Annotated in this window: 14 protein-coding genes and 2 pseudogenes; 7 read left to right on the top strand and 9 right to left on the bottom strand. The window is 64.6% G+C overall.

Features of this window, described 5'->3' with window-relative positions; genetic code table 11:
• Window positions 1-142: 142 nt before the first annotated feature.
• On the bottom strand, window positions 143-838 hold the full coding sequence (gene rnhB, locus NKJ35_RS05400) for a ribonuclease HII (protein WP_352645476.1): 696 nt from the start codon (window positions 836-838) through the stop codon (window positions 143-145).
• A 168-nt stretch (window positions 839-1,006) separates the two neighbouring features.
• Complete coding sequence (locus tag NKJ35_RS05405; RefSeq protein WP_254818651.1) at window positions 1,007-2,161, bottom strand: PA0069 family radical SAM protein; 1,155 nt, start codon at window positions 2,159-2,161, stop codon at window positions 1,007-1,009.
• A gap of 151 nt (window positions 2,162-2,312) precedes the next feature.
• On the opposite strand from NKJ35_RS05405, the gene NKJ35_RS05410 reads away from it, so the two are divergent.
• A complete protein-coding gene (locus NKJ35_RS05410) occupies window positions 2,313-2,816 on the top strand; it encodes a glycosyltransferase (protein WP_023716858.1) in 504 nt (167 codons plus the stop codon).
• A 189-nt stretch (window positions 2,817-3,005) separates the two neighbouring features.
• Window positions 3,006-3,980 (top strand): phytanoyl-CoA dioxygenase family protein, encoded by a 975-nt coding sequence (locus tag NKJ35_RS05415; protein ID WP_352645478.1) that lies wholly within the window; start codon window positions 3,006-3,008, stop codon window positions 3,978-3,980.
• A 33-nt stretch (window positions 3,981-4,013) separates the two neighbouring features.
• On the opposite strand, the gene moaB is transcribed toward NKJ35_RS05415, so the two are convergent.
• From moaB to NKJ35_RS05445, 6 genes are all read right to left on the bottom strand, one after another.
• Window positions 4,014-4,556 (bottom strand): molybdenum cofactor biosynthesis protein B, encoded by a 543-nt coding sequence (moaB, locus tag NKJ35_RS05420; protein ID WP_352645480.1) that lies wholly within the window; start codon window positions 4,554-4,556, stop codon window positions 4,014-4,016.
• On the bottom strand, window positions 4,543-5,445 hold the full coding sequence (locus tag NKJ35_RS05425) for a 4-(cytidine 5'-diphospho)-2-C-methyl-D-erythritol kinase (RefSeq protein ID WP_352645481.1): 903 nt from the start codon (window positions 5,443-5,445) through the stop codon (window positions 4,543-4,545). Before NKJ35_RS05425 ends, moaB begins: the two co-directional genes overlap by 14 nt.
• A 26-nt stretch (window positions 5,446-5,471) precedes the next feature.
• Window positions 5,472-5,657, bottom strand: coding sequence for a hypothetical protein (locus tag NKJ35_RS05430; protein WP_292665400.1), 186 nt, complete (start codon window positions 5,655-5,657; stop codon window positions 5,472-5,474).
• 82 nt (window positions 5,658-5,739) lie between these two features.
• Entirely contained in the window at window positions 5,740-6,597 is an 858-nt protein-coding gene (locus NKJ35_RS05435; RefSeq protein WP_031211037.1) for a S49 family peptidase, read from the bottom strand.
• 87 nt (window positions 6,598-6,684) lie between these two features.
• Window positions 6,685-7,485, bottom strand: coding sequence for a tRNA1(Val) (adenine(37)-N6)-methyltransferase (locus tag NKJ35_RS05440; RefSeq protein ID WP_352645484.1), 801 nt, complete (start codon window positions 7,483-7,485; stop codon window positions 6,685-6,687).
• The gene (locus NKJ35_RS05445) at window positions 7,485-7,709 is read right to left on the bottom strand and encodes a putative signal transducing protein (RefSeq protein ID WP_023674082.1); all 225 of its coding nucleotides are present in this window, start codon (window positions 7,707-7,709) and stop codon (window positions 7,485-7,487) included. Before NKJ35_RS05445 ends, NKJ35_RS05440 begins: the two co-directional genes overlap by 1 nt.
• Before the next feature lie 160 nt (window positions 7,710-7,869).
• Here NKJ35_RS05445 and NKJ35_RS05450 point away from each other — a divergent pair, with 160 nt between their 5' ends.
• Window positions 7,870-8,886, top strand: a complete 1,017-nt coding sequence (locus tag NKJ35_RS05450) for a polyprenyl synthetase family protein (RefSeq protein WP_254818409.1) — start codon at window positions 7,870-7,872, stop codon at window positions 8,884-8,886.
• Between the two features lie 24 nt (window positions 8,887-8,910).
• On the opposite strand, the gene NKJ35_RS05455 is transcribed toward NKJ35_RS05450, so the two are convergent.
• Window positions 8,911-10,347, bottom strand: a complete 1,437-nt coding sequence (locus NKJ35_RS05455) for an MFS transporter (protein WP_352645486.1) — start codon at window positions 10,345-10,347, stop codon at window positions 8,911-8,913.
• A gap of 104 nt (window positions 10,348-10,451) precedes the next feature.
• On the opposite strand from NKJ35_RS05455, the gene NKJ35_RS05460 reads away from it, so the two are divergent.
• From NKJ35_RS05460 to NKJ35_RS05475, 4 genes and pseudogenes are all read left to right on the top strand, one after another.
• Window positions 10,452-11,057 (top strand): TetR/AcrR family transcriptional regulator, encoded by a 606-nt coding sequence (locus tag NKJ35_RS05460; protein WP_352645488.1) that lies wholly within the window; start codon window positions 10,452-10,454, stop codon window positions 11,055-11,057.
• Window positions 11,058-11,266: 209 nt separating this feature from the next.
• A complete protein-coding gene (locus NKJ35_RS05465; protein ID WP_352645518.1) occupies window positions 11,267-13,042 on the top strand; it encodes a tetratricopeptide repeat protein in 1,776 nt (591 codons plus the stop codon).
• Between the two features lie 87 nt (window positions 13,043-13,129).
• A pseudogene (locus NKJ35_RS05470) lies at window positions 13,130-13,867 on the top strand (glycine--tRNA ligase subunit alpha); the annotation flags it as partial.
• Window positions 13,868-13,984: 117 nt separating this feature from the next.
• Window positions 13,985-14,167 (top strand): annotated as a pseudogene (locus NKJ35_RS05475) (glycine--tRNA ligase subunit alpha); the annotation flags it as partial.
• Window positions 14,168-14,264 lie beyond the last annotated feature (97 nt).

Genomic DNA, 14,264 nt, shown 5'->3' on the forward strand with positions numbered 1-14,264 from the left:
CAGAGGGGGTCGGTACGTCCTGGCGCGACACCACGTGGGACGAAAGAGAACGTTGGCGCTTCACGCGAGGCGACCCCCTCTGGCCTGCCGGCCATCTCCCCCTCGAGGGGGGAGATTACGCGCTCAGCCGCTTTCGCCAATCTCAATCCAAACCCGAAAAAACCTCTTCCTCCAGCACCTCGGTCCCGCCGAACCGGAACGGCGCGAAGGAGGCGCGGTGCAGCCGCGCCACGGGCCCGTGCAGATGGATCGCCGTGCGATGGCGCACAGTGGCGTAGCCCATATGCAGTTCGAAGCCGTAACGCGCATGATGGCTGCCGCAGCCGCACATCATGCGGTCGCGCAACACCTTGGCGACGATCGAGGCTGCGGCGATCGACTGCGAGCGCTGGTCGCCCTTGATCAGCGCTTTGCCCTCGCAGGGCAGGCCGGGCGGCACGTCGCGGCCGTCCGCCAGTGCCAGCTTCGGCCGGATTGACAGGCCGGCCACTGCACGGCGCATCGCCTCCAGGCTGGCCTTGAGAATGTTGGAGGCATCGATGCCTTCTGCGCTGACCGAGGCCATCGACACGGCGAGTGCGGAGCCGAGGATTTTCATGAACAGCGCCTCACGCTGCAAATGCGTCAGCCGCTTGGAATCATCGAGTCCGTCGGGGATGTTGGCGGGATCGAGCACCACCGCTGCCGCCACCACCGGCCCGGCGAGTGGGCCGCGGCCGGCTTCGTCCATCCCCGCCACCGGCCAAAGGCCTTCGGCCACCGCTCTCGTCTCGAACGAGAAGTCGGGTTTCTCGACGATTTCGAAGAGAAGCGGAGAATCGGAACGCGGGCGAGCCATGGTGCGGCGAGGTTCGCATCGGCTCCGATTCTCCGCAAGTCCCCTCCGGGTCGGGCGGGGCACCGGACCAGGAGGGGGCTACCGTCTGCAAGCCCGGGGACAGGACAGGCCGGACGGGATTTTTCGCCTGCTGCGGCCGCTTCAAAGCGGCTGGCGCGAGACGCTTTGTCACAGCAGCATCAGCTGCTCGGTTGCCTTGGCAGCGGGGACGAACTGGTCGGTCCTGAGCGAGCGCCGTTCGGCATTGAGGCCGAGCCGTTTGGCGGCGATCTCGAAACGCCGGCCAATCTGCCAGGCATAGGGGCCGGAGCCTTTCATGCGCTTGCCCCATTCCGAATCGTAGTCCTTGCCGTCGCGCATCGAACGGATCAGCGACATGACGTGGCGATAGCGGTCGGGATAGTGGCGCAGCAGCCAGTCCTTGAAGATCGGCGCGACCTCCAGCGGCAGGCGCAGCAGCACATAGCCTGCTTCACGCGCGCCCGCTGCCTGCGCCGAATCGAGGATGCGCTCCATTTCCGGGTCGGTCAGTCCGGGGATGATCGGCGCGACCATCACCGAGGCCGGAATGCCGGCGTCCGAAAGCTGTCTGATCGCCTCCAGCCGCTTGGTCGGCGTCGACGCGCGCGGCTCCATCGTTCTGGCCAGCATCCTGTCCAATGTCGTCACCGACAGCGCCACCTTGGCCAACCCGCGCTCGGCCATGCGCGACAGAATGTCGATATCGCGGGTCACCAGTGCCGATTTGGTGACGATGCCGACCGGATGGCCGCGCGCCTCCAGCACTTCGAGGATCTCACGCATGATCCGGTATTGCTTCTCTATCGGCTGATAGGGATCGGTGTTGGTGCCTATGGCGATGGTGCGCGGCTGGTAATTATCCCTGGACAATTCCTTGTCGAGCAACCGCGCCGCATCCGGCTTGGCAAACAGCTTCGATTCGAAATCCAGCCCCGGCGACAGGCCCATGAAGCTGTGCGTCGGCCGCGCGAAACAATAGACGCAGCCATGTTCGCAGCCGCGATAGGGATTGATCGAGCGGTCGAAGGAGATATCGGGCGATTCGTTGCGGGTGATGATGGTGCGCGGCTTCTCGACCTGTACCTCGGTCTTGAAGGGCGGCAGCTCCTCCAGCGAATTCCAGCCGTCATCGAACACATGCCGGCTGACCGGCTCGAAACGGCCGGACGGATTGATGCCCGCCGACCGGCCGCGATTGCGGTCCGGACGGACGCGCATGCCGCTCTGCTCGATCATCGCATTCGCCATCTCGGCCCTGCCAGCGCCGAAGGCGGCAATGTCGGCACGCACGATCTGTTCCATTTTGGCCCTTTCCCAGGGACTGTCCGCCCGCTGTCGAATCGCTCTGCTCATGAATGTATTCCTATCGCATTGACGAGAACAAAGCAAGAACTTTCTCGCGGCGCGCCGCAAAAACTGGCGCTGCCCACCGCTTTCCGCTATTCGGCTAAACATGCTCAGCGTCCTGATCGAAACCCTGAATGACGAGGAGGGCCTTGCCCGCACGCTCGCCTCGCTGATCGGCGGCGCGGTCGAGGGCGTAGTGCGCGACGTTCTCGTCTGCGATACCGGCTCGACCGATCAGACGCACCGCGTCGCCGAACATGCCGGCTGCCACTATGTCAGTGGCGGCATCGCTGCGGGCATCAGGCAGGCCAAGGGCGACTGGCTGCTCTTGCTGGAACCGGGCGCGCGGCTGGGGGAGGGCTGGATCGACGAGGTCGTCGCCCACACCGCCAGGCAAACCATGGCGGCGCGATTTTCGCGGGCCCGCGGCAGCCGCGCGCCCTTCCTGTCACGCGTATTTGCCGGAAATCGCGCTCTCGCCGAAGGCTTGGTGATAAGCAAGCGTCAGGCCGCCGCGCTGTCTAAGAGCGCCCGCAGCGCCGAAGCGATCGCCCGCGGCCTGGCGACAAGAAGGCTCCACGCCGAGATCTGGGTGGCGCCGCGGAAGTGACGGCTTACCATCCCGGGCCTAGGGAATGCCGCCCAAGCAAATTTTCTGGCGCGTCGTCGCTTATTGTGCATTGCACAAAATCTGGCCGGGGGTTACCATTCCCTGCGAAACGGGCGAATGGGTTTGGGGTGTGCCGGAGCGGCGGCGACGATTATGTCGATGCTGTTCCCCCGACATTTGAGGACCCCGATGACCCTTTCAAGCCCCGACAAGTCCGGCGCTGCAAGCCTCGAGGCGATCGCACGCAACGGCGGTACGCTGCGCCGCATCGCCGCCCGCATCCCGACCTATCTTTCCGACCTTCGCGAGAATCCGGCATGGCTGCCGATGTTCATGCTGGCCCGCACCATGCCGGCGCGGCGGCTGCACTGGCGCGGTGCAAAGCCCGTTCCGCCGGCGCGCAATGTCGGTGAAACGATGTTCGCCGGCGTCGATCGCGATGCCGTCGTCGGCGCGCTGCGGACGGAGGGGCTCTATTCGGGCCTGATGCTGCCGGCCGCCATCCATGAGGAGATCGCCCGCTTCGCCGAGCGCACGCCATGCTTCGGCAATTTCGACCGCCGGCTGGAATTCCTGCCCGAAAAACACGCCGATGCCGAAAAGCATTTCGGCCGCCCGCTGCTCAGCGGTCACTATTTCGAACGGGTCCTCGACTGCAACGCTGCGGTCGCCGTGCAGCGCGATCCGCTGCTTCTCGATATCGCAGCGCACTATCTCGGCAGCCAGGCCAAGCTGCTCACCACCCGCGTCTGGTGGAGCTTTCCGACCGGTGGCGTCTCGGACGCCGACAAGAACATGGCCTCGCTCGGCAAATACCATTTCGACCTCGACGACTGGCGCATGTTGAAGTTTTTCTTCTACCTGGTGCCGGTCGACAACGACACCGGGCCGCATGTCTATGTCCGCGGCTCCCACAACCGGCGCATCCTGAAGCACCAGCTGACGCTGCTGGTAGGCCATTCGGCGGAAGAGGTGCTGGGCGTGTACGGCGAGCAGAGCCCGGTAACGCTGACCGGGCAGGCCGGCCTCGGCTTTGTCGAGGACCCGTTCGGCTTCCATATGGGCACCGTGCCGACGCGCACCCCGCGGCTGATGATGGAGGTCGGCTTCGGCGTGTCGCCGCCCTCGCGCCGCCGTTTTCACGGCGAGCCGGTCATTCGCTAAACCGAGGTCGCTTGGCTGACACCTTGGCTCGCCTCAGCCGCGCCGCAAATGCTCGTCCAGCCGCGGCATGATCTCGACGAAGTTGCAGGGCATGTGCCGGTAGTCGAGCTGGGGCTTCAAGATACCGTCCCAGGCGTCCTTGCAGGCGCCGGGCGAGCCCGGCAGCACGAAGACGAAGGTGGCGTTGACGACGCCACCGGTTGCCCGGCTCTGGATCGTCGAGGTGCCGATCTTGTCGTAGGAGATGCGGTGGAACACTTCGGAAAAGCCGTCCATGCGCTTTTCGAAGATCGGCTCCAGCGCTTCCGGCGTCACGTCGCGGCCGGTGAAGCCGGTGCCGCCGGTGGTGATGACGACATCGATCGCTTCGTCCCTTGACCAACCCAGGACCTTGTCGCGGATCTTGTCGCGGTCGTCGGTGACGATGTCGCGGGCGGCGAGGATGTGGCCGGCCTCGGCAATACGGTCGGCCAGCGTCTGCCCGGATTTGTCGTCGGCGAGGCTGCGCGTATCGGAAACGGTCAGTACCGCGATGCGCACGGGAACGAAGGGGCGGCTCACGTCAATGCTGGCCATGGGCATCAGCCTCCGATGTCACGCTTCGCGTCGCCGCGACAAACCAGTCGGGATGGCGGCCGCGGATATCGACGGCCGCGCGCTTGGCCACGTTGCCGGTCTCGAACAGCCCGAAGCAGGTGGCGCCGGAACCCGACATCCTGGCAAAACCGGCTCCGGCCTTGTTAAGCACAGAAAGCGCCTTGCCGATGGCGGGCTGGATTGCACGCGCCGCAGGCTCGAGATCGTTGCGGGTGATCTCCAGCCAGTTGCGGATGCTGTGGAAGTCGAGGCTGTGCGGCAGCGGCGGCAGCCCCGCATTGTCGCGGCGGCCAAGCGCCTCGAACACGTCTGCCGTCGAGACGGCAGTGCCGGGATTGACGAGCACCAGACCCAGCGCCGGGAAATCCGGCACGAGTGTCAGCTCGTCGCCGACGCCGCGGGCTACCAGCGGCTTGGCAGCGAGGCACATCGGCACGTCGGCGCCGAGCGACAGGCCGATCCGCGCCAGTTCGGCATCGTCGACACCAAGTCCCCAGGTCTGGACCAGGGCGCGCAGCACAGCCGCCGCGTCGCTCGATCCGCCGCCGACACCGGACGCGACCGGCAGGTTCTTTTCGAGCCGGATGGCGACAGCCGGCGCGTGTTGGGAACCGGCCTCGCGACGCAGTGCGTCGCGCGCTCTCACCACCAGATTATTGTCGTCGACCGGCACCGCGGAGGCGTATTTGCCGGACACGGAAAACCCATCGCCATCGGCAAGTTCTGTCTCGATGCGGTCGCCGAAGCGCGTGAACACAGCCAGGCTTTCGATCATGTGATAACCGTCGGCGCGCCGGCCGGTGACGTGCAGCGCGAGATTTATCTTGGCGTGCGCATGCAATGCCCGGATGCTGGCCTCGGCGTTCATGGGCTCGGCCGCGAGGGGGACGACGGTCAATCCTTGGCCAGACGGTATTCGCCGGTCTTCGGATCCTTGACCAGTGTTCCCATGGTGCCGTTGGCCGTCTGCTTTTCGGCCCGACGTACCTTGGCGGTCACCCGCTCGGCTTCCCTGACGAAGGAGCGGTAGCCGAAATAGGCGGCAATGCCGACGACGGCGAAGAAAATGATCTGCGGCATGTCAAACTCCTCCCTCGCAAGGCCGGCAAGGCTGCCGGTCGGGTCGGTTGATTGATTTATGCTAGACGCTTTCACCGGCTTTTCAAAGCCCGAAGCGCGCCCACAGCGCGCGCTCTTCCGCCGCATCGATGACGCCGCTTGCCGCGGCGGCGGCGATATCGGGCGCCGAAAAGCTCGAGCCGAACAGGCCGAAGCGGCCGAACAGGCCGCGTGGCGCGGTGATCAGCTTGAGCTGGGTTTTCGGCCCGAAACGGCTCTTCAGCACGCTGCGCATGTCGCCGAGCGCATCGACCAGCCCGAGTTCAAGCCCCTTCTTGGCCGTCCAGAACAGGCCTGTGAACAGGTCGGGATCGTCCTTGAGCTTGCTGCCGCGCCTGTCCTTGACGAGGTCGATGAAGGTCTCGTGGACCTCCAGTTGCAGCGCCTTCAGGCGCTCGACGTCCTCCTTCTTTTCCGGTTTGAACGGGTCGAGCACCGCCTTGTTCTGGCCGGCGGTGTGGACGCGGCGCTCGACGCCGATCTTCTTCAACAGCTCCGGAAAGCCGAACGAGGCCGACACCACACCGATCGAGCCGACGATGGAGGAAGGGTCGGCAAAGATCTCGTCGCCGGCGACCGCGATCATGTAGCCGCCCGATGCCGCCACGTCCTCGACGAAAACCAGGACTTTCTTGTTCTTCTCGCTCGCCAGGTCGCGGATGCGCCTGAAGATCAGCCGCGACTGCACCGGCGAGCCCCCTGGCGAATTGATCGAGATGGCGACCGCCGGCGCATCGAAGGAAAACAGCTTTTCGAGAAGACCGGCGGTGGAAGCGAGCGACAGGCTCGGCCGGAACTGGCCGCCGCCGGGCATGATCGTGCCGTGCAGCCGGATGACCGGAATGGTGACGACGGCGGAGCGCCAGGATTTCGGCAGCAGGCGGTTGAAAAGGCGTTTCACGAGGGGGCGGTCTCCGGTCGATTTGCTTGAGGCATGTAGGAATTCGCCGGCCAACGGCAATGCCGTCACCCCGGCAATCAGAATGGATCAGTCTCCGAACAGCGACGCCAGCCCGTTATTGATCAGCTCTGCCCGCTCCGAAGGGCCGTTGCCGGAATAGGCATGCAGCATCAGCGGTGGCTGGATCGACAGTTTGCCGCGTGCGCCGAGTGCTGCCCGGACGACGATGCGGATCGCTGCCGCCTCGGGGCGAGGATGGACGGCCAGCATCTCGGCGTCGCCGAAGCGGCCGGCAACGGCATCGAGGATGGCGCCGAGCTGTTCCGGCCGGGCGATGACGGCCAGCCCGCCACCCGGCCTGACCACCGCGGCCGCGCTGCGGATCCAGCTGTCGAACAATCCATCCTCCGAGACATGTGCGGCTTTTCTCAGCGGATCGGGCGTCGCGCGATCCTCGGCGGCATTGAACGGCGGGTTCATGATGACGAAATCGAAGCTGTTGTCCTCGAGGCCGGCGGCCGTTCGCGCCCGGCCCGACAGCGCGACATCGGCGGCGAGCACCGAGGCGCGGTCGCTGAGATGCGCATTGCCGGGATGGGCAAGCGTGGTGGTGGCGAAGGCCGCCATTTCCGGGGAACGCTCGACAAGCACGGCCGCGGCAGCGGGGCAGCGCGACAGCACCGCCAGGCCGGCGGCACCGGCACCCGCGCCAAAGTCGGCCAGCCGCCCGGCAAAGGAGGACGGCACGGCAGCCGCCAGCATCATCGCATCCATGCCGGCGCGGTGGCCCGCCTTTCTCGGCTGCACCAGCCAGAAGCGACCACGATGGAAGGCATCGACCGTGTGAGCCGGCATGTCCGGGACAAGGGCAGCGGGCGACGCGGACATTATTTTTGGCGGATCTCGTTGGCGATGCCGGCATCCGTCAGGATGCGCCGTGCCGCATCGGCCTTGTCGGCGTCCACCATGACACGGCGGGGCAGGATGCCGATCGAGCCGTCGAGCACGCTCATGTTCTGGTCGGCGACGAAACAGCCGATACCGGCATCGCGCATCAGCGATTCGACAAACGAAATGATGACGGCGTCGTTGGTGCGGATGAGCTCTATCATCGGATGAAACTCGCAGTTTGCGGCGTTGATGTAAACGTAGGCGTGATCATGTACCAGAGCCGGCGCGCCAATTCGCCTCTTGCCGCACCGGTGGGTGACACCCTAGAGTCTGTCCAGGGACCATGTTGCCGTCGTGCATATCGAGGTTGGGAGTTTTGCCGTGGGTGTCGTTCTCAACATTGAAAACGGGAAGCGCGAAGCCGCCTCGATAAAGGACCTCATCGACCTGACCGCGGCCGACATGGGGCGCGTCAACAAATTGATCCTGTCGAAGGCCGGCTCCGATGTCGAGATGATCCCGGAGATCGCCAACCATCTGATCTCATCCGGCGGCAAAAGGCTGCGGCCGATGCTGACGCTCGCCGCCGCCCAGATGTTCGGCTATTCCGGCGACGGCCATGTCAAGCTCGCCACATCGGTCGAATTCATGCACACCGCGACACTTCTCCACGACGACGTTGTCGACGAAAGCGGCATGCGGCGCGGCAAGAAGACGGCGCGCATGATCTGGGGCAACCAGGCCAGTGTTCTGGTCGGCGATTTCCTGCTCGGCCAGGCCTTTCGCATGATGGTCGATGTCGCCTCGCTGGAAGCGCTCGACATCCTGTCGAGTGCGGCCTCGGTGATCGCCGAAGGCGAGGTGATGCAGCTTGCCGCCGCCAAGAACCTCGAAACCACCGAGGACGAGCACTTCGCGGTGATCAAGGCCAAGACCGCGGCGCTGTTCTCAGCCGCCGCCGAGGTCGGCCCGGTAATCGCCCAGGCGACGCGCAACGATCGCGCAGCACTCCGCTCCTATGGCATGAATCTCGGCCTTGCTTTCCAGCTGATCGACGACGCGCTGGATTATGGCGGCACCAGCAAGGATCTCGGCAAGAATGTCGGCGACGATTTCCGCGAAGGCAAGGTAACGCTGCCGGTGATCCTCGCCTATCGGCGCGGCACCAAGGCCGAGCGCAGCTTCTGGAAACGCGCCATCGAGGACAATGCCGCCGACGATGCCGGGCTGGAAAAGGCAATCGGCCTGATGCTCCGCCACGGGGCGATTGCCGACACCATCGGGCGCGCCCGCCATTTCGGCGAGATCGCCCGCGACGCCCTGGCGCCGCTCGAAGCGACGCCGCAGAAGTCTGCACTGATCGACGTCATCGACTTCTGCATCAGCCGGGTGAATTGACAGCCATCGGCGCCCGCGCCGTTCTCATCGCGCCTTTGCCGGAAGAACCATTGCTGCGAGCAGGCTGACGACGATGCCCGCCGCCGCGAACCAGAAGGCGACCTGGATGCCGTCGGCGACGGCAATTTTCAACGCATCGCCGGACAATTCGCCGATTTGGCTGTTCGCAATCGCGATCAGCACGGCCATGCCGATGGCGTTGCCGACATTGAGTGTCGTCGAAGCCATGCCCGAGGCGACGCCTTGCTGATCATGGGCAACGCCGGAAGCGGCGGCAATCCACATTGCGGTCCAGACGATGCCTTGTCCGACGCCGGAGACGATCAGGCCGGGTACGAGGGACAGATAGCTGCTCTCCGCGGTTGCGCCTGATACCATCAATGCAGTGCCGACCGCGCCGACGATCATGCCGCCGACCAGCGTGCTGCGCGTGGAAAAGCGCGTCGCCAGACGCTCGCCGGCTTGCGTGCCGGCGGCGATGGCGACCGACGGCACGAGAAAGGCGAGGCCCGTCTGCAAGGCAGTGAAACCGTGCACGTTCTGCAGCAGCACGGTGAGGAAGTAGGGCAGCGCTCCGAAAGTCGCCATGTAGAGGAAGGTTATCGTCATGCCGGCGACGAGGCTGCGGTTGTAAAACAGGCGCAGCGGCATCAGCGGATCGGCGCTCTTCGCCTCGATCATCGTGAAGGCGATCAGGAAGAATGCCGCCAGTGCTGCGCTGACGATAATTGCGGTCGATCCCCAGCCATACTCAGGCCCCTGAACCAGGGTGAAGACAAGCAGCGTCGCCCCGGCGGTGACGGTCAATGCGCCCGGCAGATCGAAGCTACGGTGCTCGTGCCGCTTGCGATCGCGCGGGATGATGGCGAAAGCCGCGATGATGGCGATCCCGGCCAGCAGCACGTTGACGTAGAAGACCGACGGCCAGCCAAAGGCGCTGGTCAGAAACCCGCCGGCAAGCGAACCGAACGTCAGGCCGCTGGCGCCTGCGCCGCCCCAGACGGCGAGCGCCCGGTTGCGTTCCGGTCCTTCGGCGAACAGACGGTTGATCAGCGACAGCGTCGCCGGAAACAGGAATGCGGCGCCGATGCCTTGGACCGCGCGTGCCGCAATGATGATTTCCGGTGACCATGCCAGGCCGCCGACAAGCGAAGAAAGCGCGTAGAGCCAGAGTGCGAAGATGAAGACGCGGCGCTGGCCGATCAGGTCGGCGGCCCGGCCGCCGAACAGCAGGAAGCCGCCGGTAAAGACCGTGTAGGCGCTCACCACCCATTGCAGGGTCTGCCCGGAAAATCCGAGGCCGGCGCCGATCTCCGGCAGGGCCACGAAGACGATGTTGAGGTCGAGCGAGATGATGAGCTGCGCGAAGGCGAGCAGCGCCAGCGTTGCGCCGCGCTTCACACCGGTTGTCCCTTGCGTTGCGATTGCCCCGAGCGGCGCGCCTTGATCCAGTGAACTCATGTCGGTCTCCTTGTCGACAATTATTTAATGATCGACAAAGAATTGAGATTTGCAATCCGAAGTCAAGCGGATTATTTGTTGATTGACAAAAATTGGAGGTCGCAATGGCGGGAAGGCCAAGGGAGTTCGACCGCGACCAGGCGCTGGAGAAAGCCCGGGACGCTTTCTGGAGACGTGGCTACGAGGGCACCTCGATGGCCGATCTCGTTTCGGCGCTTGGCCTCGCATCGGCGCGCATCTATGCCGCCTTCGGCTCGAAGGAGGATCTGTTTCGCGAAGCGGTGGCACTTTACGAGGCCAATGAGGGCGGCTTTGCCACACGCGCGCTGCAGGAAGAACCAAACGTCCGGCGCGTCATCGAGCGCATGCTTCGCGACGCCGTCGAAATCTATACGCGGCCGGGGCAGCCGCAGGGCTGCATGGTGGTGACGGCCGCCACCAATTGCGCCGTCGAAAACGACGCCGTGCAGCAATGGCTGGCGGAGCATCGGCTGGCGCGTACCGCATCGATCGTCGAGCGGTTGAAGCAAGCGGTGCGCGAAGGCGAATTGAAGCCGGGTACCGACGCCGAGACGTTGGGTGATTATTACGCCACGCTGATGCACGGCCTTTCGGTGCAGGCACGCGACGGCGTGCCGAAAAAGCGGCTGCACGATCTTGTCACCGTCGCCATGCAGGCGCTCGACGCAAGCCTTTCGCAAACGTCCTGAGTTCCGGGCCGTGACGCCGGTTTCCCATTGCCGGATTGTCGCAATGCGGTCGTGCGACCTCTTTCGGCATGGTTTATTAGTTGCTTGACCCGATTGTGAATTCGGGCCGGGTTGAAGCGTGACCCCAAAAAGGCCATGCTTTACCTGTAAAGATCGAGTCTACGGCGATCCCGCTGACGCGGAGATGGCGTTTGGCTGAAAGGGATATGATGCGGCAAGGATATGCGCGCTGGCTGACGGGGCTGGCAATCGCGACGGGCATGGCGATCTCGGCTTTGCCGGCGCATGCCAGACAGACCGCCGAGCCGGTCAGGATCACATCCTTCTCGGGAGCGTATCTCGCCGCGCGGATTGCCGAAGGCGACAACGACCTCGACAGCGCCATTTCCTACTACAAGCAGGCGCTCGCCTTCGATCCGAACGATACGGGACTGCAGCAAAGCCTGATGCTGTCGCTGATCGCACAGGGGCGCTTCGACGAGTCCCTGGTCTACGCCGACAAGCTCAAGGCGGTTCCCGACGTCGAGCGCTTCTCGCGCCTGGCGCTGGCCATCGATTCCTTCCACAAGAAGGATTTCTCCAAGGCCGAATACTGGCTCAAGCTGTCGCTCGAATCCGATCTCGACCGGCTGATCTCCGGCATCATGACCGGCTGGGCCAAGCAAGGTGAGGGCGACGCCGGCGAGGCCATGGCTTCCATCGACAAGCTGCAGGGCCCCGACTGGTTTAGCCCGTTCAAGTCGTTCCACCGTGCCTTGATTGCCGACGTCTCGGGCCTGCCCGACAGGGCGGATGCGCTCTACACCGCCACCCTGCAAGACACGGCCGCTGGCGGTGCGGCCCCCGAAACATGGATGCGCAACGCGCAGGCCTACGCCTCTTTCCTCGCCCGCAAAGGCGACAAGGCCAAGGCGCTGTCGGTGCTCGACAAGGCCGAGGCGTTTGCGCCCGGCAAGGTCGAGATTGCAGCGCTTCGCGACAAGATCAACAAGGGCGAAAAGATCGAACCATTCGTTGCTGGTCCGTCGGACGGCGCCTCGGAGATCCTGCTCGATCTCGCCACCGCGCTCAACCGCGGCGGCGGCGAGCCGTTCGTGCGGCTCTATCTGCGATATGCCCTGGCGCTGCGGCCCGGCAACGACGCGGCGCTCGTTCAGCTTGCCGCGGTCGCCGAGCAGTTGAAAGACGGCGAGGGCGCCATCGCACTCTATCGCCGCATTCCCGCCGGCTCGCCGCTGAAGGAGCTTTCGGACCTGCAGCTTGGCCTCAACCTTGCCGATCTTGACCGCAATGACGAGGCGATCGCTCACCTCAAGGCCATCGTCGATGCGCATCCAGACGACATGCGCGCCTATCTGGCGCTCGGCGGCGTCTATTCCGCGAAGGAGGATTTCCGCTCCGCCGCCAATCTTTACGACAAGGCAGTCGAGGTGCTGAAGATGCCGACCGCCGCCAACTGGAACATCTTCTACCAGCGCGGCATCGCCTATGAGCGGCTGAAGGAATGGCCGAAGGCCGAGCCGAATTTCCGCAAGGCGCTGGAGCTCTACCCCGACCAGCCGCAGGTCCTGAACTATCTCGGCTATTCCTGGGTCGACAAGAACATGAACCTCAAGGAAGGCCTCGCGATGATCCAGAAGGCCGTCGACCTGAGGCCGAGCGACGGCTACATCGTCGACTCGCTGGGCTGGGCCTATTACCGCCTTGGCCAGTTCGACGACGCGGTGCGCGAAATGGAACGCGCCGTTTCGTTGAAGCCGGAGGATCCGGTGCTCAACGATCACCTCGGCGACGCCTACTGGCGCGTCGGCCGCAAGCTGGAAGCCACCTTCCAGTGGAACCAGGCCCGCGACCTGAAGCCGGACCCGGATGTGCTTGCCGCCTTGCAGCAAAAGCTGATGAAGGGCCTGCCGCCGATCGAATCCAACACGGCGCAGGAAACCCCCAAGGTGAAGGCCGAGCCGGCGCCCGCCCCGAAGGGATGACTCCATCGCCTTGACGGTCGCGGAGCGGCACTCTACGAGGTGCCGCATCCGCCGGAGGCCGCCGTGACCGTTGATATCCCTGCCCATATGCATCCCAGCCGCTCGTTCCAGGGGCTGATCCTGACGCTGCATAATTACTGGGCGGACTATGGCTGCGTCGTCCTCCAGCCTTACGACATGGAAGTCGGCGCCGGCACATTCCATCCGGCCACGACATTGCGCGCGCTCGGCCCAAAACGCTGGAACGCGGCCTATGTCCAGCCGTCGCGCCGCCCCAAGGACGGCCGCTATGGCGAGAACCCGAACCGACTGCAGCACTATTACCAATACCAGGTGATCCTGAAGCCCAACCCGCCCAATCTGCAGGAGCTTTATCTCGGCTCGCTGGCGGCGATCGGCATCGATCCGCTGCTGCACGACATCCGGTTCGTCGAGGACGACTGGGAAAGCCCGACGCTGGGCGCCTGGGGGCTGGGCTGGGAGTGCTGGTGCGACGGCATGGAGGTGTCGCAGTTCACCTATTTCCAGCAGGTCTGCGGCATCGAATGCGCACCTGTAGCGGGCGAGCTCACTTACGGGCTGGAGCGGCTGGCCATGTATGTGCAGGGCGTCGACAATGTCTATGACCTCAACTTCAACGGCCGCGAAGGCGCCGACAAGGTGACCTACGGCGACGTCTTCCTGCAGGCCGAGCAGGAATATTCGCGCCACAATTTCGAATTCGCCAACACCGCGATGCTGCTGCGCCATTTCGACGACGCCGAAGCCGAGTGCAAGGCGCTGCTACAAGCCGGCGCGCCTGTCTCCGCCCTTGAGAGGGAGATGCCCGCGGAGCGGGCAGAGGGGGTCATCTCAGAAGGCACCTCAAGTCAAGCGTCGAGCACTGCACGAGCGACCCCTCCCGGCCCGTCGGGCCACCCTCCTCTCAAGGGGGAGGGGTATCACCGCATGGTATTCCCCGCCTACGACCAGTGCATCAAGGCCAGCCACGTCTTCAACCTGCTCGACGCACGCGGCGTAATCTCGGTCACCGAGCGCCAGAGTTACATCTTGCGGGTGCGCAATCTGGCCAAAGCCTGCGGCGAGGCGTTTCTGCTTACGCAGGCCGGCGGAATGGCGGCTTAAAGCGCGTCGCGTTCGACCGGCCTCATGCGACGCGCTTGTCTTATGACTTTCATTGCAAAGAGGCGAGAATGAATCGCTGGGAGAGAGTAGCAGCTCT

Source organism: Mesorhizobium sp. M0136, assembly GCF_040322515.1.
Classification (GTDB): domain Bacteria; phylum Pseudomonadota; class Alphaproteobacteria; order Rhizobiales; family Rhizobiaceae; genus Mesorhizobium.

What these genes read in the sequence shown, in the direction of transcription:
- rnhB (WP_352645476.1), bottom strand. Translation starts at nt 838, where the DNA reads ATGGCTCGCCCGCGTTCCGATTCTCCGCTTCTCTTCGAAATCGTCGAG.
- NKJ35_RS05405 (WP_254818651.1), bottom strand. Translation starts at nt 2,161, where the DNA reads ATGGAACAGATCGTGCGTGCCGACATTGCCGCCTTCGGCGCTGGCAGG.
- NKJ35_RS05410 (WP_023716858.1), top strand. Translation starts at nt 2,313, where the DNA reads ATGCTCAGCGTCCTGATCGAAACCCTGAATGACGAGGAGGGCCTTGCC.
- NKJ35_RS05415 (WP_352645478.1), top strand. Translation starts at nt 3,006, where the DNA reads ATGACCCTTTCAAGCCCCGACAAGTCCGGCGCTGCAAGCCTCGAGGCG.
- moaB (WP_352645480.1), bottom strand. Translation starts at nt 4,556, where the DNA reads ATGGCCAGCATTGACGTGAGCCGCCCCTTCGTTCCCGTGCGCATCGCG.
- NKJ35_RS05425 (WP_352645481.1), bottom strand. Translation starts at nt 5,445, where the DNA reads ATGAACGCCGAGGCCAGCATCCGGGCATTGCATGCGCACGCCAAGATA.
- NKJ35_RS05430 (WP_292665400.1), bottom strand. Translation starts at nt 5,657, where the DNA reads ATGCCGCAGATCATTTTCTTCGCCGTCGTCGGCATTGCCGCCTATTTC.
- NKJ35_RS05440 (WP_352645484.1), bottom strand. Translation starts at nt 7,485, where the DNA reads ATGTCCGCGTCGCCCGCTGCCCTTGTCCCGGACATGCCGGCTCACACG.
- NKJ35_RS05445 (WP_023674082.1), bottom strand. Translation starts at nt 7,709, where the DNA reads ATGATAGAGCTCATCCGCACCAACGACGCCGTCATCATTTCGTTTGTC.
- NKJ35_RS05455 (WP_352645486.1), bottom strand. Translation starts at nt 10,347, where the DNA reads ATGAGTTCACTGGATCAAGGCGCGCCGCTCGGGGCAATCGCAACGCAA.
- NKJ35_RS05460 (WP_352645488.1), top strand. Translation starts at nt 10,452, where the DNA reads ATGGCGGGAAGGCCAAGGGAGTTCGACCGCGACCAGGCGCTGGAGAAA.
- NKJ35_RS05465 (WP_352645518.1), top strand. Translation starts at nt 11,267, where the DNA reads ATGCGGCAAGGATATGCGCGCTGGCTGACGGGGCTGGCAATCGCGACG.